This window comes from Corynebacterium pygosceleis (assembly GCF_016595275.2).
Lineage (GTDB): Bacteria > Actinomycetota > Actinomycetes > Mycobacteriales > Mycobacteriaceae > Corynebacterium > Corynebacterium pygosceleis.
The window spans coordinates 521,022-542,266 of the sequence record NZ_JAENIQ020000002.1; the positions used below are offsets into that span (position 1 = coordinate 521,022).

Here is a 21,245-nt window from a genome sequence, read left to right on the forward strand (position 1 = left end):
CCATGACTAGTTCCACCGCAGACGCCCACCAGGTTTGGCCCGGCGACGCCTATCCGCTCGGCTCCACGTATGACGGAGCCGGCACGAATTTCGCCCTCTTCTCCGACGTCGCGGAAAAGGTCGAGCTGTGCCTGCTCGACGAGGACAACAACGAGACCCGCATCCCGATCGAGGAGGTCGACGCCCACACGTGGCACTGTTACCTCCCCGGGGTTCAGCCCGGTCAACGTTACGGCTACCGGGTCTACGGCCCCTATGATCCGGCCAACGGCCACAGGTGCGACCCCAACAAGCTGCTCGTCGACCCCTACGCGAAGGCCTTCGACGGTGAGTTCGACGGACACCCCTCCCTGTTCTCCTACGACATCACGGACCCGGAGGACCTGAGCAAGCGCAACACCGAGGACTCCCTCGGACACACGATGACCTCCGTCGTCATCAACCCCTTCTTCGACTGGGCGAACGACCGTGCCCCGAAGACCCCGTACCACGAGACCGTCATCTACGAGGCCCACGTCAAGGGCATGACGATGACCCACCCCGATGTCCCGGAGAACCTCCGCGGCACCTACGCGGGTCTGGCGCACCCCTCCATCATCGAGTACCTCCAGGACCTCGGTGTGACCGCCATCGAGCTGATGCCGGTCCACCAGTTCCTCCAGGATGACCGGCTCCGGGAGCTCGGCCTGCGCAACTACTGGGGGTACAACACCTTCGGGTTCCTCGCCCCGCACCAGGATTACGCGGCCGCGACGAAACCGGGTGGAGCGGTCAGCGAGTTCAAGGGTATGGTCCGGGCGTTCCACGACGCCGGGATCGAGGTCATCCTCGACGTGGTCTACAACCACACCGCCGAGGGCAACCACATGGGCCCGACGATCGTGTTCCGCGGTATCGACAACGCCGCCTACTACCGGCTCGTCGAGGACGACAAGCGGCACTACATGGACTACACGGGTACGGGCAACAGCCTGAACGTCCGGCACCCGCACACCCTTCAGCTGATCATGGACTCACTGCGGTACTGGGTCACCGAGATGCACGTCGACGGCTTCCGTTTCGACCTCGCCTCGACCCTGGCCCGCGAGCTCCACGACGTGGACCGGCTCTCGGCGTTCTTCGATCTCGTCCAGCAGGACCCGGTGGTCAGCCAGGTCAAGCTCATCGCCGAGCCCTGGGACATCGGTGAGGGCGGGTACCAGGTCGGTAACTTCCCGCCGTTGTGGACCGAGTGGAACGGCAAGTACCGGGACACCGTGCGCGACTTCTGGCGCGGCGAACCCGCCACCCTCGGCGAATTCGCCTCCCGTCTGACCGGTTCCTCCGATCTCTACGCCAACAACGGTCGGCGCCCCACCGCGTCGATCAACTTCGTCACGGCCCATGACGGATTCACCCTCAACGACCTGGTGAGCTACAACGAGAAGCACAATGACGCCAACGGTGAGGACGGCCGCGACGGTGAGAGCCACAACCGGTCCTGGAACTGCGGCGTGGAGGGGCGTTCCTCCGATCCCGAGGTGCTCCAGCTCCGCGCGCAACAGCGCCGCAACTTCCTGACCACCCTTCTCCTCAGCCAGGGCACGCCGATGATCGCCCACGGCGACGAGATGGGCCGTACCCAGGAGGGCAACAACAACGTCTACTGCCAGGACTCTGAGTTGTCCTGGATCGACTGGGATCAGGCCGAGGACAACAAGACCCTGGTCAACTTCACCCGACGTCTGCTGCGTATCAGGGCGAATCACCCGGTCTTCCGCCGCCGCCGTTTCCTCGCCGGTGGCCCGCTCGGCGACGATGATCTCCGTCAACGTGACATCGCCTGGCTCGTGCCGTCCGGCAAACTGATGACCCAGGCGGACTGGGACTTCACCTTCGGCAAGTCACTGATGGTCTACCTCAACGGCGACGCCATCGCGGAGCCGGGTGAGCGCGGTGAGCGCATCACCGACGATTCCTTCATCATGTGCTTCAACGCGTACCACGAGCCGCTGGAGTTCACCCTGCCGGGGAAGCGCTTCGGCGTGCGTTGGCGACTGATCGTCAACACGGTCGAGGAGACCGGCTACCCGCTGGAGGAGGAGGTCATCGAGGCCGGGGGACAGATCACCGTTCCCGCGCGCTCGACGATGATCCTCAAGCAGATGGAACCGCCCGCCGAGGACCTCGACGAGGACGCGGGCGCCGCCCGCACCGCCCCCGGCTGCGTCCACGGAACGGATGACGAGATGCCCGAGTCGAAGACTCCGGAGGCGGGCCCCCGGCGTACGGGTGCCACCGAGGACGACTACCGCGACCGGACCGGCGACTACGTGTGACCGGAACCTGATTCCGCGCACCGGCAGTATCGAGAGGTGAACCCGACGTGATCATCGCAGCCCACGGCAGCACCGTCACCGTGTCCCGGGACACGGTGACGGTGCACCGCGATCCCCTGCTGACCGCACTCCACGGCCCCGGCCCGGAGATCCCGCTGGCATCGGTCACCGGGGTCTCCGCGACCCCGGGGGACCCGGTCACCTGTGGTCTCGTCGTCCTGGAGGGACCGGGTACCGAGATCGTGTTCAGTCCCAACCAGAACACCGAGCTCGAACAGTTCACCACCGCCCTCGAAGCGGCACTCAGCGGCGACGCCCCCACCGTGACGGTCCCCGGACTGAACTTCACCGCGGTCCACGTGGACCACGACCCCGCATGGGACACGGTCGACGCGATCGGTGTCGCCAGGGTCCGGGACGGGGTCGTCGTCGACGGCACCGGGTGGACCGGAACCGGTGACACCGCCCCGCTCGACGGTTTCCTCGACTACATCGGTGACGACGGGGAGATACTCGTCGCACACAACGCCTACCGGCAGATCACCGCCCTCCACCGCGCGATACGCGGGTCCGGTGCCACCCGGCTCCCGGATCTCCCCCTCGGCTGCACACTCGCTCTCGCACGCCGGGAACGCCCCCACGACGACGACCACTCACTCGTCGGACTCTGCCGCGCCCTCGGACTCCGGGAACCGGACTCCCCCGCGGCCGCCGCCGAGGTCACCGCCCGTCTTCTCGTGCTCCTCAACGGGGACACGACCCGTGACACGGTCACCGGGATTCTCGCGGGTTCCGGCCTGACCCCCGGACGGTCCGGTGGTGAGCGGGTGTGGCCCGTCCTGGACACGGTGCCGGAGCCCCCCGCGCAACCCGCCCCCTCACGTCGGGGCGGAGAGCGCGGGAAAACCGGGCGCCCCGTCCCCTGGGCGAAGGTCGCCGTCCCCGACACCGTCCCGGAACCGAACCCGGACGCCGACCGCGACGGACTGCTCTACGGTCAGAACGTGACCCTGTCCGGGGACTTCGGCCCCTTCGACAAGGGCCAGCTCTGGCAGCGGATCGCGGATGCCGGCGCAACGGTCGGGAAGAACGTGACCAGGAAGACCACCGTCCTCGTCTGCGGCGAGTGGGGGAAACCGACCTCGAAACAGAAACGCGCCGAGGAACTGATGGAGAAGGGGCAGGACATAGCGCTCTGGTCCGCGGAACAGCTCTACACGACGCTGGGCCTCGATCCCGCGGAGGAAGAGGACGTGCAGCCACCGTTCTGATCTCCCATCCCCGGGAATCCGGGGCCCGGTCAGGAGGTCAGACCGGATGTGGGTGTCATGCCCCCACACCGTCCCCGGTTCCGCCCCGCCGGGGATCCCCGGCGCGGCACCCGCGTGTTTCGCCCCGTGTCCCGACGAACTCCGTGCGGTGTCCGGCACCGCTCCCCCGTCTGCCGGACCGGGTCGACGGGCGGGTTCGGGCGCGATCGGTCCCGCTCCGATCCGGTGGAACGCCGGCTTCCCCCGCAGCTCCGGAGTTGATCCGCCGGCACCGGCCGCCACCGACTGCCGTCTTCCCCGGCTGCACCTCCGCCACGGGTGCGCCGTCGACGGCGCGGGTTACAGTGGTGGCGCATGGACCTGTGCCCGTGAACAGTGACCAACCCAGGAGAATCATGACCCGCCGTCCCATCACCGCCACCTACCGACTGCAGCTGCGTGGGCCCGAGGCCGATCCGTCCGGCCGGGCGTTCGGTTTCGCCGAGGCAGAAGCGGTGGTTCCCTATCTCGCGGAACTGGGCGTCAGCCACCTCTACCTGTCCCCCATCCTCACCGCCCCCGCGCATTCGACGCACTCCTATGACGTCACCGATCCGACCGAGATCAATCCGGCGTTCGGCGGTATCGCCGGGCTGCGGAGCCTCGCGGACACCGCCCGCGGACACGGTCTCGGAATCATCATCGACATCGTCCCGAATCATCTGGGGGTCGACGATCCGCGCGAGAACCCCTGGTGGTGGGATGTTCTGAAACTCGGTCGGGACAGTGAGTACGAGAGCTACTTCGACATCGACTGGCACGACGACAACGGGGCCGGCGGGAAGCTCGGTCTGCCGGTTCTCGGCGCGGAGGGTGACGAGGACAAACTCACCCTGGACGAGGTCGACGGCGAGACCGTCCTGCGCTACTACGACAACGTGTTCCCCGTGCGTCCCGGTACCGGGGACGCCGGCGACCCGGCAGCCGTCCATGACGCCCAGAGCTACCGGCTGATGTACTGGAAGTCCGGCATCATCGGCTACCGCCGTTTCTTCTCCGTCAACGGGTTGGCCGGTGTCCGCCAGGAGGATCCGGTGGTGTTCGAGCACACCCACCGGGTGCTGTCCCGTCTGATCGCCGAGGATCTCATCGACGGGGTCCGTGTGGACCACCCGGACGGCCTGTCCGACCCCTTCTCCTACCTCGGCCGGCTCCGCGCCCTCATCGGCGACGACCGGTGGCTCGTCGTCGAGAAGATCCTCGGTGTCGACGAGCCCCTCGATCCGCGTCTCGCGGTCGACGGCACGACCGGCTACGACGCACTGCGGGAACTCGACGGTGTCTTCATCTCCCGTGAGGCCGAGGACGCACTGTCGATGCTCGCCATGCAGCAGTCGGGGTCCGCCTGGGACGAGGCCGCGGTCACCGCCACCGAGCAGGCCCTGAAACGCTCCGTCGCCGCCGATGAACTCGCCGCCGAGGTCCGCCGTCTCGCCCGGGCCGTGCGGCGCGACAACTTCTCCACGGCCGGCGACGGGGTCAGCGAACGGATGCTGACGGACACGATCATCGAACTCGTCGCCGCCATGCCCGTCTACCGGGCCGACTACATCTCCCTGTCCCGTGTCACCGCCTCCGTCGTGGCGGAGATGACCCGTCGGTTCCCCTCGAGGCGTGACGCCCTCGACCTCATCACCGCGGGCCTCCTCGCCGACGGTGAGGCCGCGGTCCGTTTCGCCCAGGTGTGCGGCGCCGTGATGGCCAAGGGGGTGGAGGACACGACGTTCTACCGGGCCTGCCGTCTCGTCGCACTCCAGGAGGTCGGTGGGGCACCGGGACGTTTCGGTGTCGGTCCCGCCGAGTTCCACCTGCTCCAGCAGGAACGCAGCGTGCTGTGGCCCCGGACCATGACGACCCTGTCCACCCACGACACGAAGCGCGGAGAGGACGTCCGGGCCCGGATCATCGAGGTCACCGATGCCCCCGGCGAATTCGCGGAGATGGTCCGTGAGGTCACGGCGATCACTCCCCCGCCGGACGGTGCCACCGGGCACTTCCTGCTGCAGAACCTCATCGGGGTGTGGCCCGCGGACGGGGAGATGACGGATGCGGTGCGGGAGCGTTTCCACGCCTACGCCACCAAGGCCGTCCGCGAGGCCGGTGTCCACACCACCTGGACGGATGTGGACGAGGGCTTCGAGCAGTCCGTGTCGGACTGGATCGACGCGCTCTGCTCCGGCCCCGCCACCGAACGTATCGCGGCATACGTCGGGCCGATCGCTGCCGCCGCGGTGCAGATCACCCTCGGCAGGAAGCTGCTGCAACTGATCGGTCCGGGCATCCCGGACGTGTACCAGGGCACCGAGTTCCTCGATGATTCACTGGTCGACCCGGACAACCGACGTTTCGTCGACTACACGGCACGGAGTCAGACGCTCTCACTGCTGTCGACCGCACCGGACCCCGTCGCCGCGGTCTGTGAGTCGGCGGTCGCCGCCGGTGTCGCGGTCCCCGCACACGTCGCCGGAGACGATCTCGAGATCACCCCGGAGGAGGCCGGAGAGACGTACCCGCATCTGCGGGTCCGGGCGGACATGGCGAAACAGGCCGTCGTCCACGCGGCGCTGAAGGTACGGCGTGAGGAACCCGCCTCCTTCGTCGGGGGCGACTATCAGGCGGTGTTCGCGGTGGGGCCGGCGGAGTCCCACGTCGTCGGCATCGCACGTGGTCCGGAACAACGGGACGTGCACGTGATCGCCCTCGCCGTCCGTCGTCCCCTCCGCCTGGCGGCGTCCGGAGGGTGGCGGCACACCACGATCAGTCTCCCGGAGGGGGTCTGGAAGGACCGCCTGACGGGCAGGACATTCTCCGGGGCGCAGGAGGCCGCTGACCTCTTCGCGCTCCTTCCCGCGGCACTGCTCGTCCGGGTGGACGGGGAGAGCTGATGGGTGAGCAGAACAGACGGATCTCGGCGCTCGGCCAGCGGTACGCGGAGTGGGTCCGTCTGCATCCGCACGCGGCGACGGAGTTCCGGGATGTCATCGAGGAACTGCTCGCCGAAGCCGGTGTGACCTATGACCGGGTGTCCGTACGCGTCAAGGAGTGGCGTTCCCTGAAGGCAAAGGCCTACAAGACGGACGACACCGGAAAACCGGTGTACCCCGATCCGTGGGCCGACATCCACGATGTTCTCGGTGTCCGGGTGACGGTGTACCACTCCACGGAGATCCCCCAGGTGATCAGCGTGCTTCGGGAGGCGTTCACCGTCCACCGGTCGGTGGACAAGACCGCCGAGACCCGCGTGTCCGGATCCTTCGGTTACGGTTCGCACCACCTGATCGTCGGGGTCGAGGGCACCAGTGACGCCGCCGCTGAGCTGAACGCGTACACGGGGCTGCGGTTCGAGGTTCAGGTCCGTACCGTGCTGCAGCACGCGTGGGCGGAATTCGAGCATGACATCCGGTACAAGGGCGGCGGGAAGACCCTGGACCCCCGGGTAGACAGGGCGTTCACCCTGACCGCCGGGCTGATCGAGCTCGCCGACCAGCAGTTCGACATGATCGCCTCGATCCAGGGAGATGCCCCGGGTGAGGCGGGTGATGTCGAGCTGTCCGCGGAAACTCTCCCCGGGGTGCTCGCGGTGCTGGTCGGCAACAGATTCCCCCGGTCCAAGTCGGAGTACTACGTATGGTTGGAGGAGATCCTCGCGGCGAACGGCATCACCACGGTCGGGGAACTGAAACGTCTCCTGGACGACTCCGACATCGACGCGGTGCAGCGGTCCATGCGGTACCGGTTCACCCCCGGCCAGGTGCGGATCATCGATGATCTGCTTCTGCGCCGTTTCGGCGGGGATCACATCGCGAGAACAAAAAAGACGGGCAACCGTGCGGCGAGCCGGGCCGCACGACTCAGACAACGGCTTAAGGTAATGGAAGCTGATCACATCATCGGCTGACCCGGCACCCACTGCCACGACGACACCGCAGAACCCTGCGGCATCGGATACAAGGAGTAGATGAAGACCATGAGTTCCATCCAGAATTTCCCCGACCTCGCCGACGCCGTCCACGTGTGGGCGCTCTCCGTCGCGGACTTCTTCCGCGGATTCGGCGTCAACTTCCCGCCCGCGGGCTCCGGCATGTGACCTTCGGTGTGAGGTGATCAGGGTGACCGACCGAGCAACCGGTCTGTCTCCCGCCGTTCCCGTTTGGTCGGACGCCCCGCCCCACGGTCCCGTCTCGGTACCGACGCGAGTATCTCCTTCGGGGGTGGCGGCGGCGAATGGTCGATGTAGCAGGTCCTCGCGATCGCGGCACCGACCCTTTTCCGGATGGTGCGGGTCACCTCCACCTCGTGCAACCGGTGGTTCACCCACACCCGGACGCGATCACCGGGCACGATCTGCTGGGCGGGCTTCACCGCCCCACCGTTGACCTTGACATGACCCGCCTTGCACGCCTGACCGGCTGCCTGGCGGGTTTTCAGCAGTCTGACGGCCCACACCCACGCGTCGACGCGGACCGGACCCGTCTCCTCCGTGAACTGTGTGTCACCGGCCATCGTCAGTAGTCGTCCCGGTGACCGGTGATCGCCTGGATACGTCGCCAGTTGTACACGCCTCCGGCGACCGCGATGACGAGGCCCAGGATCAACCAGAACCAGCTCGACGCGACGAGCGCCAGCACGACGCCACCGACGACACCGCCGCCGACACACACCACCCCCGCCCGGGCGTGTCTACGGACCGCCTGCTTCCGCTGCTCGATCGGGTTCCTGGGATATTTTTCGATGCTCATGGGGAACAAGTCTATCCGGGCGGGCCGATCAGGGCAGTTCGATCCACTCGACACCGAGCCGCTCCGGTTCCACGGTCCCCTGCGTCACGGCCGCCAGTGTCCCGCCCAGTGCATCCCCGTCACCGGGGGCGACCGCCACACGGATCGTCGCCCGAACCCCGTAGTCGGTTCCGGTCACGTCGATCCCCCGGTTGCGCAGCTCCGACTCCAGACGGCCGGCGTCGGCGTGCCCGACGGTGACCGCGTACAGCTCCCGGCGCGCCCGGGTCACGACCGGTACCCGGTCCAATGCCCCGGACACCGCGTCCGAGTAGGCGCGCACCAGCCCTCCGGTCCCCAGCTTCACGCCGCCGAAATAGCGGACGACGACCACCGCGACGTCGAGCAGACCCGATCCCCGCAGCACCTCCAGCATCGGTGCACCGGCGGTACCCGACGGTTCCCCGTCGTCACTGGACCGTTCGACCGGGTTCGCGCCGTCCACGTGGTGGATGTAGGCGCTGCAGTGGTGACGGGCGTCCGGGTAGGCGCCACGGACCTCGGCGATGAACGCCCGCGCCGCCTCCTCGTCCACGGCCCTGGTGACCAGGGTGATGAACCGGGACCGTCTGATCTCGAGTTCGGTGGTGGTGACCACATCTGGGGCGGGGCGACGGTACATGCACACCATTGTGCCGGATACGGCGGACTCGCCTAGCCTGGGGTGCATGCGAAACTTCTCAGTCTGGGCACCCCACGCCGACGACCTCCAGCTCATCGTCGATGACACCACCCACACCATGAGGCGGGCCGATGACGGTTGGTGGGCTCCGGAGACACCGTTGTCACCGGAACCCGGGATGCGCTACGGATACCGTGTCCGGAAGGACGGCGGGTGGGTCGGCCCGTGGCCGGACCCGCGTTCACGGGAACAACCGGACGGTGTCCACGGACTGTCCCGGGTCCCGGACGACGACCACAGCTGGTCCGATGACTCGTGGACCGGTCGTGATCTCCCCGGCCAGGTGATCTACGAACTCCACGTGGGCACCTTCTCCCCCTCCGGTGATTTCGCCGGTGTCATCGACAGGCTGGACCATCTCGTCGATCTGGGTGTGACCACCATCGAGCTCATGCCGGTGCAGCCCTTCGGCGGCGACCGCAACTGGGGCTACGACGGGGTGCTCTGGCACGCGGTGCACGCCGGATACGGTGGCCCGGACGGCCTGCGCAGGCTCGTTGACGCCGCCCACGCCCGTGGCGTCGCCGTCATCCTCGACGTCGTCTACAACCACTTCGGCCCGGACGGAAACTACAACGGTTTCTTCGGCCCCTACACCGCCGGTGGCTCCACCGGTTGGGGGGATGTGGTCAACCTCAACGGCCCCGACAGCAACGAGGTGCGCCGGTACGTCATCGACGCCGCGCGCGCGTGGTTCGAGGACTTCCACGTCGACGGCCTGCGCCTCGACGCGGTGCAGGCCTACCACGATCCCGGTGCGCTGCACCTGCTGGAGGAACTGCAGATCATGGCCACCGAGGTCTCCGCCGCGACGGGGATCCCGCGCAGCCTCATCGCCGAGTCGGACCAGAACGACCCCCGTCTGGTATCCGCGCGCCAGGCCGGCGGCTACGGTATCGCCGGCCAGTGGGACGACGACATCCACCACGCGCTGCACACCCTCGTCTCCGGGGAACGGCACGCCTACTACGCGGACTTCGGTACCACGGAGGTTCTGGCGAAGACGCTGCGGGAGGTGTTCCTCCACGACGGGACGATGTCGACGTTCCGCGGCAAGCGGCACGGTCGCCCCGTGAACCGGGAGTTCACTCCGGCCAGCAGCTTCGTCACCTACACCACCACGCACGACCAGGTGGGCAACCGGGCGACCGGCGACCGACCGAGCATGCATCTCTCCCCCGCCCAGCAGGTGCTCAAGGCGGCGACGATCCTCACCTCGCCGTACACCCCGATGCTGTTCATGGGTGAGGAGTTCGGGGCGACGACGCCGTTCGCGTTCTTCTGCTCCCACACCGACGATGAGCTGAACCGGCTCACCGGTGAGGGCCGGAAACGGGAGTTCACCCGCTGGGGCTGGGATGAGCAGGAGATCCCGGAGCCCTCCGATCCCGCCACGTTCGAGGCCTCGAAGCTGGACTGGGACTTCACCGACGGGCAGCGGGACATTCTCGACGCCTACCGCACGCTGCTCCGGTTGCGCCGGGAACAGCGTCTCGCGCGTCCGTGGCTGTACGACATCGACGTCACCCACGGTGAGCGGTGGGTGGCGGTGGACCGGGGCGACGTGGTGTTCGTCGGCAACTACTCCGACGAGCCCGTCAGGGTCGATTTCGGTGGCGAGCTGATCTACTCGTTCACGGAACCCGAGGTCGGTGCGGACACCACGACGCTGGACCCCTGGGGCTTCGCGCTGATCCGGCGCTGACACCCGGGCCGCACGCCCGGGTGCCGTTCAGTCCCGGGTGCGCAGGGTCCGGTTCGCCACGATGACGGTCAGGAGCGCCACGAGCGCGGCCACGACGCTGGCGGCTACGACCCCGTGCCGGAACGCCAGGTCCGCCGCTGCGATCAGGTCGGCGTCCCCGCCCGCCAGCTGGTGGGCACGCACGAGGGAGTCCCCGGCTCCCTCGGGGAGATCGGTCGTCGCGGCCAGCCGGTGGCCGAACACACCCATCACCGTCGCGCCGAGCCCCGCGGTACCGAACGCCCCGCCGAGTTCGTAGCCGGTCTCGGACAGTGAGGCGGCTGCACCGGCGCGCCTGGGGGGCGCGGCGGTGAGGATGTAGTCGTTGCTGACGGGGTCGATCATGCCGCAGCCGACGCCGAGGACCGTGAATCCGACGGCGAGCCACAGGCCCGACCCACCGAGGTGCTCACCCATGCCGAGGGCGTCGGCGGCGAAGATGACACTCGCCACGGCGGCGAGGATCAGCGCGGCGACGAGCAGCGGGCGGGGCGGGATCCGCACCATGAGCCGGCCGGTGATCAGCGTCGCGACGACCGAGGCGATGAGCCCGGGGAACATGAGCAGGCCGGCGGCGAGCGGGGTGTATCCGAGCACGGTCTGCAGGTACTGGGAGAGGTAGAAAAGGACACCGATGTAGAGGAACATCGACACCCCGTTGATGACGACGACCGTCGCGTAGACGCGGTTGCGCAGCAGTTCGACGTCGATCAGCGGTGTCTCCGTGCGCCGGAGGTGCCGGACCAGCAGCCGTGCGGAGACGACGCACACCACCGCACACGCGATGACCCGGACGTCGATCCCCTCGACGGGCACGACCTTCACCACGTAGACGAGGGTGAACAGCGCGAGAATGCTCAGCACGGCACCGGGGCCGTCGAAGGCCGCGCCGCTCTTGCCCGCGGACGCCGGGAGTGTCACCAGTCCGCCGATGATGATGACCGCGACGAGGGGCACGTTGATGAGGAACACGGACCCCCAGTGGAAGTGCCCGAGCAGGTAGCCGCCCAACACGGGGCCGACGGCGGCACCCACGGCGTACACCGACACCCACACCGACACCGCACGTGCCCGTTCCCGGGCGTCGGTGAACATCGACCGGATGAGCGACAGCGTCGACGGCATCAGCGTCGCCCCGGCAGCTCCCTGGAGCGCCCTCCCTACGATCAACCATTCGGGGTTCTGGGCGGTGGCGGCGAGCACCGAGGCCACGCCGAACAGTGCCGCCCCGATGAGCAGCACCTTCCGGCGCCCGACCCGGTCGCCGAGCGTCCCCATCGTGATGAGGAGCGCGGCGAGAACGAAGGCGTAGACGTCGATGATCCACAGCAGCTGCGTCGCGGACGGATCGAGGTCCGCGGCGATCGCCGGTACGGCGAAGTTGAGCACGGTGGTGTCGATGGCCAGAATCGCGATGGCGAAACAGAGGACGGTGAGCCCCCACCAGCGGCGTGGGTGGGCCTGAACGGTATCAGTCACGGGTTCTTCCGGGGTCGGTACGGATGTTGCCATCAGATAACACGATCGTTTCCGACCCCGACAAGCCGGTGAAGTGCTACGTCAGGAAGTGGTACTCCGGGGTCCCGGGCTGCAGCTGACGGCACCCGATCCGGGACTGCGCCATGCGCTCGAGCAGCGGGTCGAGATCCGTGGCGGCACCGAGCTGGAGACCGACCAGCGCGGTACCGGTCTCCCGGTTGTTGCGCTTCAGGTACTCGAACAGGGTGATGTCGTCGTCCGGCCCCAGGATCTCCTCGAGGAACATGCGCAGCTGGCCCGGTTCCTGCGGAAAGTCGACGAGGAAGTAGTGCTTGAGCCCGCGGTGCACGAGGGAGCGTTCCACGATCTCGTTGTACCGCAGCACATCGTTGTTGCCACCGGAGATGATGCAGACCACGACCTCCCCTCTACGGTTCCGGAACTCCCCGAGACCCGCCACGGAGAGCGCGCCGGCGGGTTCCGCGACGATCCCCTCGTTCTGGTAGAGACCGAGCATCTCCGTGCACACGGCCCCCTCACTGACGCTCATCATGTGCACCCGGGACCGGTTCCGGTCGATCACCCGGTAGTTCAGGTCACCGACCCGCTTGACCGCCGCGCCGTCGACGAAGGGGTCGATGGTCTCCAGGGCCACCGGGCCGTCGGCCGCGAGTGCCGCCTGCATGGACGCGGCACCTGCCGGTTCGACACCGACCACGGCGGTGCGCGGTGCCATGTCCGCGAGATAGCTGGTCACACCCGCGATGAGCCCACCCCCACCGACGGGGATGAAGATGGTGTCGGCGGTCTTGCCCAGGGACGTGAGCTGGGAGAGGATCTCCGCGGCCACGGTTCCCTGACCGATGATGGTGTCCCGGGCGTCGAAGGGCTCCACGACGGTCGCCCCGGTCTCCTCCGCCGCCGCACGGGCGGCGGCGGAGGCCTCGTCGAAGTTGCGGCCGGTCACGACGACCTCGACGCGGTCCCCACCGTGGACCCGGATCCGGTCGAGCTTCTGCTTCGGGGTCTGGTCCGGGACGAAGATCCGGCCGTCGATGCCGAGGGTGCGGCACACGTAGGCCACCCCCTGTGCGTGATTGCCCGCCGACGCGGCGACGATCCCGGCGGCCCGCTGCTCGGCACTGAGCTGGGCCACGTTGTTGTAGGCCCCCCGGATCTTGTACGAGCGGACATCCTGCAGGTCCTCCCGCTTGAGGTACACCTCGGCCCCGGTTTCCTCGCTCAACCGGGGACAGTACTGGAGCGGTGTCGGGGCGATCACCGTGGAGATCCGCGCCTGCGCCATCTGAATGTCCGCCGCATGAATCGGCGTGACCGCCGTCGCTGCGGAGTCGGATGAGACGGTGTCTGTGCGGTGATCGGTCATGGCCGTCAATTGTAGTGCACCGCACACCTTCTCCGTTCCTTCGGGTCCCGGGCCACCGGAACGCGTCACACATTTTTCAGCCCCTGTTGTCCGCACCGTCACCTTCCGTGCACCACGCCCCCGTAAAAGTGGTGAAAACCCGACCCCGGCCCAGGAGATACGCCGTGTCCCGACGCACACTGAACCACCGCGGTGCACTCGCACTGTGCACGACCACCGCACTCACCGCCGCATTCCTGGCGACGCCCCCTTCCGGCGCGGTGATCGTCGAGAATCAGATCGTCACCCGGGCACCCGGCGCCGCGCTGTCCCTGGCACCCCTGGGAACGTACGAGAGCGGCCTGATCGGCGAATCAGCCGCCGAGATCACCGCCTTCCACGCGGCGAGCAAACGCCTGCTCACCGTCAACGCCCACGCCGGGGCCATCGACGTCATCGATCTCGCCGACCCGACGAACCCCGTCAAGCTGTTCTCCGTCGGCGCCGGGGCGGATGTCACCATCAACTCCGTCGCCGTCCGCGCGGACGGTCTGGCCGTCGCCGCGGTCGAGCCCTCGACCGCGACGGATCCGGGCACCGTCGTCTTCTTCGATGCCGCCGGCGACGGAGCGATCCTCGGCTCCGTCGGCGTCGGTGCACTGCCCGACATGGTGACCATCACCGCTGACGGCCGCCACGCCCTCGTCGCCAACGAGGGCGAACCGAACAAGGACCACACCATCGATCCCGAGGGCAGTGTCAGCGTCATCGCACTGCCGGACGGACTCGCGGCGGCCACCGACGCCGATGTCCGGACCGCTGACTTCACCGCATTCACGGAGGAGAACCTCCCGGCGGGCGTCCGGGTGTTCAACCCGGAGGGTGTCACGGGCACCGTCGCGCAGAATCTCGAACCCGAGTACATCACCACCCACGGTGACACGGCCTGGGTCAGCCTGCAGGAGAACAACGCGCTCGCGGTGGTCGACATCCCGTCCGCGACCGTCACCGAACTGCTTCCGCTCGGCACCGTCGACTTCCGCGAGGTGCCCACCGACGTCTCCGACAGGGACGACGAACTGAAGCTCGGCAACTGGCCGGTGAAGGGACTCCTCCAGCCCGACGCGATCGCCTCCTACGAGGTGGCCGGAGCACCGTACATCGTCACCGCGAACGAGGGGGACGCCCGCGATTTCGAGGAGGCCAGGGTCGGTGACCTCACCCTCTGCCCCGGATTCGAGGGTCTCGACACCGACGCGATCGACAAGCTGCAGAAGAAGAAGCGGCTCGGACGTCTCACCGTGACCACGACCATGGGGTACGACCCGGAGGGATCCTGCCACGACGAACTGTTCGCCTTCGGCGGTCGCGGGTTCAGCATCTTCACCGCCGACGGGACGCGCGTCCACAACTCAGGTGACGATTTCCTCCGTACCGTCGCGCAGTTCCCGGAGCTCGCCGCCGACATCGACGGCCGCTCGGACAACAAGGGCACGGAGCCGGAGGGCGTCACACTCGGCGAGATCGGCGGAAACACGTACGCCTTCATCGGACTGGAGCGTGCCGGCGGGATCATGGTCTACGACGTCACCGACCCCCGCTCCCCCGCATTCGTCACCTACGTGAACAACCGCGACCTCGGCCAGCCGGCCGACAGCCCGGCCGCGGGCGACATCGGCCCCGAGGGACTGGAGTTCATCCCGGCGGCCGAGTCACCCAACGGTCGGAACCTGCTGGCCGTGGCCAACGAGGTGTCGGGGACCACGACGATCTGGGAGATCACGACCGGGACCGACGGTGAGGACGGCGGAGACAACGGGAACGACAACGGAGAGCAGCTCCCCGTACCCGGAGGTTCCTCCCACGGTTCGTCCGGCGGCGGGATCATCGGCGCGATCCTCGTGATCCTCGGCCTGGTGTTCGGGGCCGTCCCGGCCCTGGGCGGTCACCTGCACGCCGCGCTCCAGCACCTGCTCCCGCGCCAGCACTAGAGGGCGGGGAGGCGTCGGCGGACAGCCGGGGACTATCCGGTCCGGTGGAAAACCGGGGCTGGAACCGATCCGACGACGGTCGATGCCGCGCAAGGCTTCCTGTGCGACACGACGCACATCGGGGCCGTGGTCGCGTCCATCTTCCCGTCCGGTCCGGCCCGGACCAGCTGCACCGGCATGACGACCGCGGAGTACCCGCCTCCCTGGGCCCTGCGCGCCCGATAACGGGTCTTGTCGTCCTGCTCCCCGGAGCTCAGCCACGGGGCACCCGGTACCAGAACGCCGACAGCAGGCCCGCGCACCCCGGGGACCGTCACCGCGTCCGGTACACCGGCGCTGGGTGGGTTCAGAGCGCGACACCGGCAGCGGTCATCGCTCCGCCGGATCTGCATCGACAACCGGCGCCCCACGGACCATCGCCGGCTAGCCCAAGATCCCCGGACCCATGGTGGCCTTCAGATCACCCATCAGATTTCCGTCGCGGTTGACCCGTAGATGCTCCCCGAGGATCATCACCGTCGATTCATCGCCGTCGACCAGGTTCAGGTACACGTCCGAGTCGCCCTTGTTCGCCATGAGCACCTGCTTGAGCTTCGCGATGGTGGGCATGGTGCACTGATCGGTGCGGAGCGTGAGCCGCAGGGGAAGCCCGGCGCCGTTGCCCGGCCCGAGGTCCGGGGTCTTCAGGTCGTCGCAGAACAGGCTCGTGCGGTCGTCCCTGATCGAGATGTGGGCCTTGGCGAGGATGATGTTGTCCTCCACGATCTGGGGCGCGACCAGGGCGTAGACCTTGTTGAAGACGAGCAGCTCCACGGAGGCGCCGTTGTGGTCCTCCACGGTGACGATCGCCCACGGGGAACCGTCCTTCTTGGAGAAGCGCCGGTCGACGGCGGAGATGATCCCGCCGATCTTGACCTCGGCCTTGTTCTTCAGTTCCCCGGCGAGGATCGTCGTGATCGGGGTGTCGGTCTGTGCGGCCAGGGCCTGCTCGAACCCGTCGAGCGGGTGCCCGGAGACGTAGAGACCGAGCATCTCGCGTTCGAGGGCGAGTTCGTGCTTGCGGTCCCACTTCTCGTCCGGAACCTGCACGGCGAAGGCGTTGGCGAGAGTCTCGTCCTCGGCTCCGAGACCGGCGAAGAGATCGAACTGCCCCTTGTCCGCCGCTTTCTTCGTGGTGATGACGGAATCCACTGCCTCCTCGTGGATCAGCATGAGCCCCTTGCGGGGGTGCCCCAGGGAATCGAAGGCTCCCGCCTTGATGAGGGATTCGGTGACGCGCTTGGAACACGGCCCGGTGTCGATCTTGTCGAGGTAGTCGGAGAAGTTCGCGAACGTGCCCTTCTCCCTGCGTGTCTTCACGATGGATTCGACGACGTCGGCGCCGACGTTACGGACCGCGCCGAGACCGAAACGGATGTCATCGCCCACGGACTGGAAGGTCAGCTGGGACTCGTTGACGTCCGGGGACAGCACGCGGATCCCCAGGTGCCGGCAGTCGGAGAGGTAGATCGCGGACTTGTCCTTGTTGTCCGCGACGGACGTCAGCAGGGCCGCCATGTACTCGGCGGTGTAGTTCGCCTTGAGGTAGCCGGTCCAGAAACTGACCAGTCCGTAACCGGCGGCGTGCGACTTGTTGAACGCGTACGCGGCGAACGGTTCGATGGTGTCCCAGAGCTTCTTGATCGCCTCGTCCGAGTAGCCGTTGGACCGCATCCCGGCCTGGAAGTTCACGAATTCCTTGGCGAGCACCTCGGGCTTCTTCTTGCCCATGGCCTTCCGGAATCCGTCGGCCTGGCCGGCGGTGTAGTTCGCGAGTTTCTGGGAGATACGCATGATCTGCTCCTGGTAGACGATCAGACCGTAGGTGTCCTCCAGGATCTCCCTGAGCGGTTCCTCCAGCTCCGGGTGGATCGGCGTGATCGGCTGGCGGCCGTTCTTCCGGTCGGCGTAGTCCCAGTGCGCGTTCATCCCCATCGGGCCCGGGCGGTAGAGCGCGAGGGCGGCGACGATGTCGTCGAAGCCGGTGGGCTCCATGCGTTTGAGCAGTTCACGCATGCCGCCGGAGTCGAGCTGGAACACCCCGAGGGTGTCACCGCGGGCGAGCAGCCTGTAGGTCTCCTCGTCGTCCGTGGTCAGTGCCTCGAGGTCGATGTCGACACCCCGGTTGGTCCTGATGTTGTCGATGCAGTCGCCGATGACGGTGAGGTTGCGCAGACCGAGGAAGTCCATCTTCAGCAGGCCGATGGCCTCGCAGGAGGGGTAGGGCCAGCCGGTGATGATCGCGCCGTCCTGGGCGCGTTTCCACATCGGGATGCAGTCGAGCAGCGGGACGCTCGCCATGATCACGGCGCAGGCGTGGACGCCCGCCTGCCGGATGACCCCCTCGAGACCGCGGGCGGTGTCGTAGATGGCGCGCACGTCGGGGTCGTTCTCGATGAGGGTGCGCACCTCCTGCGCCTCCCCGTAGCGCTCGTGCGACGGATCCGTGATGCCGGACAGCGGGATGTCCTTGGCCTGCTGGGCGGGCGGCAGGGCTTTGGTGATGCGGTCGGCGATCTGGTAGCCGGGCTGGCCGAACTGCACGCGGGCGGAGTCCTTCAGCGCCTGCTTCGTCTTCACGGTTCCGAAGGTGATGACCTGGGCCACCTTGTCCTCGCCCCACTTGTCCGCCGCGTAGCGGATCATCTCACCACGACGGCGGTCGTCGAAGTCGATGTCGATGTCGGGGGCGGAGGGCCGTTCCGGGTTGAGGAATCTCTCGAAGAGCAGGTCGTGCTCGATGGGGTCGATGTTGGTGATCGTCAGGGCGTAGGCGACGAGCGAACCGGCCGCGGAGCCACGGCCCGGGCCGACCCGGATCCCGACGGAACGGGCGTACTTGATCAGCTCGGCGACGATGAGGAAGTAGGACGGGTACCCCTTGCCGTCGATGACCTCGATCTCGTAGGTCGCGCGGTCGAGGTACACCTGCGGCACCTGTCCCCCGTTGAACCGTTCCTTCAGCCCCTCCATCACCTCGTGGGTGAGCCAGGAGGTGGGGGTGTGTCCGTCTGGGACCGTGGCGATGGGCATGCGGTCATGGGTGTGCGGTGTCCACAGTTCGCTGTAGTCCTGCACCCGCTCCGCGATGAGCAGGGTGTTGTCGCAGGCCCCCGGGACGGTGCTGTCCCACATGGAGCGCATCTCCGCGGCGGACTTGATGTAGTAGCCGTCACCGCCGAACTTGAACCGGTCCTCGTCGTGCAGGGTCTTGCCGGTCTGCACGCAGAGCATGGCCTCGTGGGCCTTGGCCTGGTCCTTGACGACGTAGTGGCAGTCGTTCGTCACCAGCGGCGGCAGATCCAGGCGCTTGCCGATCTCCAGCAGCTCGCTGCGCACCCGGGTCTCGATGTCGATCCCGTGGTCCATCAGCTCGAGGAAGTAGTTGTCCCTGCCGTAGATGTCCTGCCACATCGCGGCCGCCTCGAGCGCCTGGTCGAACTGCCCCAGGCGCAGACGGGTCTGGACGTCACCGGACGGACACCCCGTGGTGGCGATGATTCCGGTGGCGTTCTCCGCGATGAGATCCGCGTCCATGCGGGGCCACTTGCCGAGCTGCCCCTCATAGGAGGCCATCGAGGACAGGTAGAAGAGGTTGCGCAGCCCGGTGGCGTTCTCGGCGATCATCGTCTGGTGCAGGTACGCGCCGGAGGCCGAGACGTCGTCGGACTTCTGGTGGGGTTCACCCCAGCGGATACGCTGCTTGTTGAACCGGGATTCGGGGGCGAGGTACGCCTCGATGCCGATGATCGGCTTGACCCCCGCGTCGGTCATGGCGTGGTAGAACGCGTCCGAACCGAACATGTTGCCGTGGTCGGTCATGCCGACCGCGGGCATCTTCTGCCGGGCGACCTCCTCGGCGAGCAGGTCCACCTTGGCCATGCCGTCGAGCATGGAGTATTCCGTGTGGTTGTGCAGGTGGACGAAGGAGGAGCCGCTCATGGCCGCTTAGTCTATCCGCCGGACCTGAACCCCGGCGAGGTCGCAGGTCACGGACCCGACACCCGGGTGTCCGGGACCGGCCGGGCGGCACGGCCCGGGGAGACGGACACCATCGGGCACGGGTAGTGTGTTGCCAATGATATTCGGGGTTCTCGCCTACCTGCTCTGGGGTTCCTTCGCGGCCTACTTCCCGCTGCTCAAACCGGCCTCGCCGCTGGAGATCCTGGCGCACCGCATCATCTGGACCGCGCTCGTCATGTTCCTCGTCCTCGGGGTGACCCGCGGCATCCCGGTTCTGCGCCGGGCGGACCGCCGGACCTGGGGAACCATCGCCGCCGCGGCGGTTCTCATCGCGTTGAACTGGCTGGTCTACGTCATCGCGGTCACCACCGGTCACGTCTCGGAGGCGGCGCTCGGCTACTTCATCAATCCCCTCGTCAGTGTGGCGATGGGCATGATCTTCCTGAAGGAGCGGCTGCGCCCGGCGCAGAAGATCTCGGTGGGGATCGCCGTGGTCGCGGTGCTGATCCTCACGGTCATCGGTGGGGAACCGCCCCTGCTCGGTCTCTCGCTCGCGGTGACGTTCGGGGCGTACGGCCTGCTGAAGAAGCGGGTCGGGGTCCCGGCGACGGCCTCCCTCGCCGGGGAAACCCTCGTCCTCCTCCCCCTCGCCGCCGCGTATCTCGTGTTCCTCGGTGTCCGTGGCGGGGGAACCTTCACCGGATACGGCACCGGACACACCCTGATGCTGATGAGTACGGGGATCGTCACCGCCGTACCGCTGCTGCTGTTCGGAATGGCGGCCAGCCGCATCCCGCTGGCGACGGTCGGAATGCTCCAGTACATGACGCCGTCGATACAGATGCTGTGGGCGGTGCTGATCGTCGACGAGACCCTGTCACCGGTCCGCTGGGTGGGGTTCTGCATCATCTGGGTGTCGGTGGCGATCTACCTCGGCGACCTCGTCGTGCAGCAGCGTTCCCGGCGACGACGGGAACCCGCCGTGGAGGAAATCACTCCGGTCTGATGACCGGCTGGACACCGATGCGTCCCCACGCGGCGTCCGGGGGCAGGACCTCGACCGCGAGGACCTCGGGGACGGTACCGAGTCCCCGCAGCGCGGTCCCGTCGTCCCAGACGACCACACCCCGCAACCGTGGGTCGAAAAGCCCGTCCGCGGTACCGAGAGAGTTCCCGATGCGGGTCAGCGTCCGGTCGAAGACCTCCGCCCGCCCCTCGTCACCCGTGGGTTCCGGGAGCGCCACCGGGACCGCCCCCTCCAGCACGAGCGCACTGACCCGTCCGATGTCCGCCTGCTCCAGGACCTCCGCAGCCGCCGCCGCGGGCTGCGGGTCACGGAACGTCACGAGAGCGAAGCCTGCATCCCCGGCCGGGGCCGACACGAGACTCGCGGCAGCCCGCTCCCGGTAGTCGTCCAGGGATTCACCGTGGTCCCGACCGAGTACGTCACCGTTGACGGGCATCGGTTTCGCCACCCGGTCAGAGGTGGACAACCATGCGACGGCGCCGACGAGTGCGGCGACACTGACGACGGCGACACCGGTACGCACCCGGTCCACGTCCATGTCCGCTCCT

General features: G+C 67.8%; 14 protein-coding genes. 7 read left to right on the top strand and 7 right to left on the bottom strand.

The features are described from left to right. The first annotated feature begins 2 nt into the window (after nt 1-2). The 4 genes from glgX (at nt 3) to JIM94_RS05640 (ending at nt 7,526) form a co-directional block, all read left to right on the top strand. Nucleotides 3-2,318: a glycogen debranching protein GlgX gene (gene glgX / locus JIM94_RS05625; RefSeq protein ID WP_200254382.1), complete on the top strand. Its 2,316-nt coding sequence runs from the start codon at nt 3-5 to the stop codon at nt 2,316-2,318. A gap of 47 nt (nt 2,319-2,365) precedes the next feature. Next, nucleotides 2,366-3,589 carry a hypothetical protein gene (locus tag JIM94_RS05630; protein ID WP_200254384.1) on the top strand — a complete coding sequence of 408 codons (1,224 nt, stop codon included), beginning with the start codon at nt 2,366-2,368 and terminating at the stop codon, nt 3,587-3,589. Between the two features lie 395 nt (nt 3,590-3,984). Further along, the gene (gene treY, locus JIM94_RS05635; protein WP_200254386.1) at nt 3,985-6,513 is read left to right on the top strand and encodes a malto-oligosyltrehalose synthase; all 2,529 of its coding nucleotides are present in this window, start codon (nt 3,985-3,987) and stop codon (nt 6,511-6,513) included. After that, nucleotides 6,513-7,526: a GTP pyrophosphokinase gene (locus JIM94_RS05640; RefSeq protein WP_200254388.1), complete on the top strand. Its 1,014-nt coding sequence runs from the start codon at nt 6,513-6,515 to the stop codon at nt 7,524-7,526. The genes treY and JIM94_RS05640 overlap by 1 nt, the downstream gene beginning before the upstream one ends. A gap of 206 nt (nt 7,527-7,732) precedes the next feature. On the opposite strand, the gene JIM94_RS05645 is transcribed toward JIM94_RS05640, so the two are convergent. Genes JIM94_RS05645 through JIM94_RS05655 form a run of 3 tightly spaced genes read right to left on the bottom strand, consistent with a single transcriptional unit; the run spans nt 7,733 to nt 9,028 of the window. Next, nucleotides 7,733-8,131: an RNA-binding S4 domain-containing protein gene (locus JIM94_RS05645; protein ID WP_200254390.1), complete on the bottom strand. Its 399-nt coding sequence runs from the start codon at nt 8,129-8,131 to the stop codon at nt 7,733-7,735. Between the two features lie 2 nt (nt 8,132-8,133). Continuing rightward, nucleotides 8,134-8,367 (bottom strand): hypothetical protein, encoded by a 234-nt coding sequence (locus JIM94_RS05650; RefSeq protein WP_200254392.1) that lies wholly within the window; start codon nt 8,365-8,367, stop codon nt 8,134-8,136. Between the two features lie 28 nt (nt 8,368-8,395). Then, nucleotides 8,396-9,028, bottom strand: coding sequence for an IMPACT family protein (locus JIM94_RS05655; RefSeq protein WP_418904443.1), 633 nt, complete (start codon nt 9,026-9,028; stop codon nt 8,396-8,398). Nucleotides 9,029-9,074: 46 nt separating this feature from the next. Between JIM94_RS05655 and treZ the strand changes: the two genes are divergently transcribed. Beyond that, nucleotides 9,075-10,793 (top strand): malto-oligosyltrehalose trehalohydrolase, encoded by a 1,719-nt coding sequence (gene treZ / locus JIM94_RS05660; protein WP_234039853.1) that lies wholly within the window; start codon nt 9,075-9,077, stop codon nt 10,791-10,793. Between the two features lie 27 nt (nt 10,794-10,820). Here the strand turns inward: treZ and JIM94_RS05665 are convergent, their stop codons facing one another. Beyond that, entirely contained in the window at nt 10,821-12,311 is a 1,491-nt protein-coding gene (locus JIM94_RS05665; RefSeq protein ID WP_200254396.1) for an MFS transporter, read from the bottom strand. A gap of 76 nt (nt 12,312-12,387) precedes the next feature. After that, nucleotides 12,388-13,698: a threonine ammonia-lyase IlvA gene (ilvA, locus tag JIM94_RS05670; protein WP_200254398.1), complete on the bottom strand. Its 1,311-nt coding sequence runs from the start codon at nt 13,696-13,698 to the stop codon at nt 12,388-12,390. A gap of 164 nt (nt 13,699-13,862) precedes the next feature. Here ilvA and JIM94_RS05675 point away from each other — a divergent pair, with 164 nt between their 5' ends. Further along, a complete protein-coding gene (locus tag JIM94_RS05675; RefSeq protein WP_200254400.1) occupies nt 13,863-15,668 on the top strand; it encodes a choice-of-anchor I family protein in 1,806 nt (601 codons plus the stop codon). 423 nt (nt 15,669-16,091) lie between these two features. On the opposite strand, the gene dnaE is transcribed toward JIM94_RS05675, so the two are convergent. Beyond that, entirely contained in the window at nt 16,092-19,649 is a 3,558-nt protein-coding gene (dnaE, locus tag JIM94_RS05680) for a DNA polymerase III subunit alpha (RefSeq protein WP_200254402.1), read from the bottom strand. A 136-nt stretch (nt 19,650-19,785) separates the two neighbouring features. On the opposite strand from dnaE, the gene rarD reads away from it, so the two are divergent. After that, nucleotides 19,786-20,676: an EamA family transporter RarD gene (gene rarD / locus JIM94_RS05685; RefSeq protein WP_200254404.1), complete on the top strand. Its 891-nt coding sequence runs from the start codon at nt 19,786-19,788 to the stop codon at nt 20,674-20,676. On the opposite strand, the gene JIM94_RS05690 is transcribed toward rarD, so the two are convergent. Further along, on the bottom strand, nt 20,663-21,235 hold the full coding sequence (locus tag JIM94_RS05690) for a hypothetical protein (RefSeq protein WP_200254406.1): 573 nt from the start codon (nt 21,233-21,235) through the stop codon (nt 20,663-20,665). The genes rarD and JIM94_RS05690 overlap by 14 nt on opposite strands. Nucleotides 21,236-21,245 lie beyond the last annotated feature (10 nt).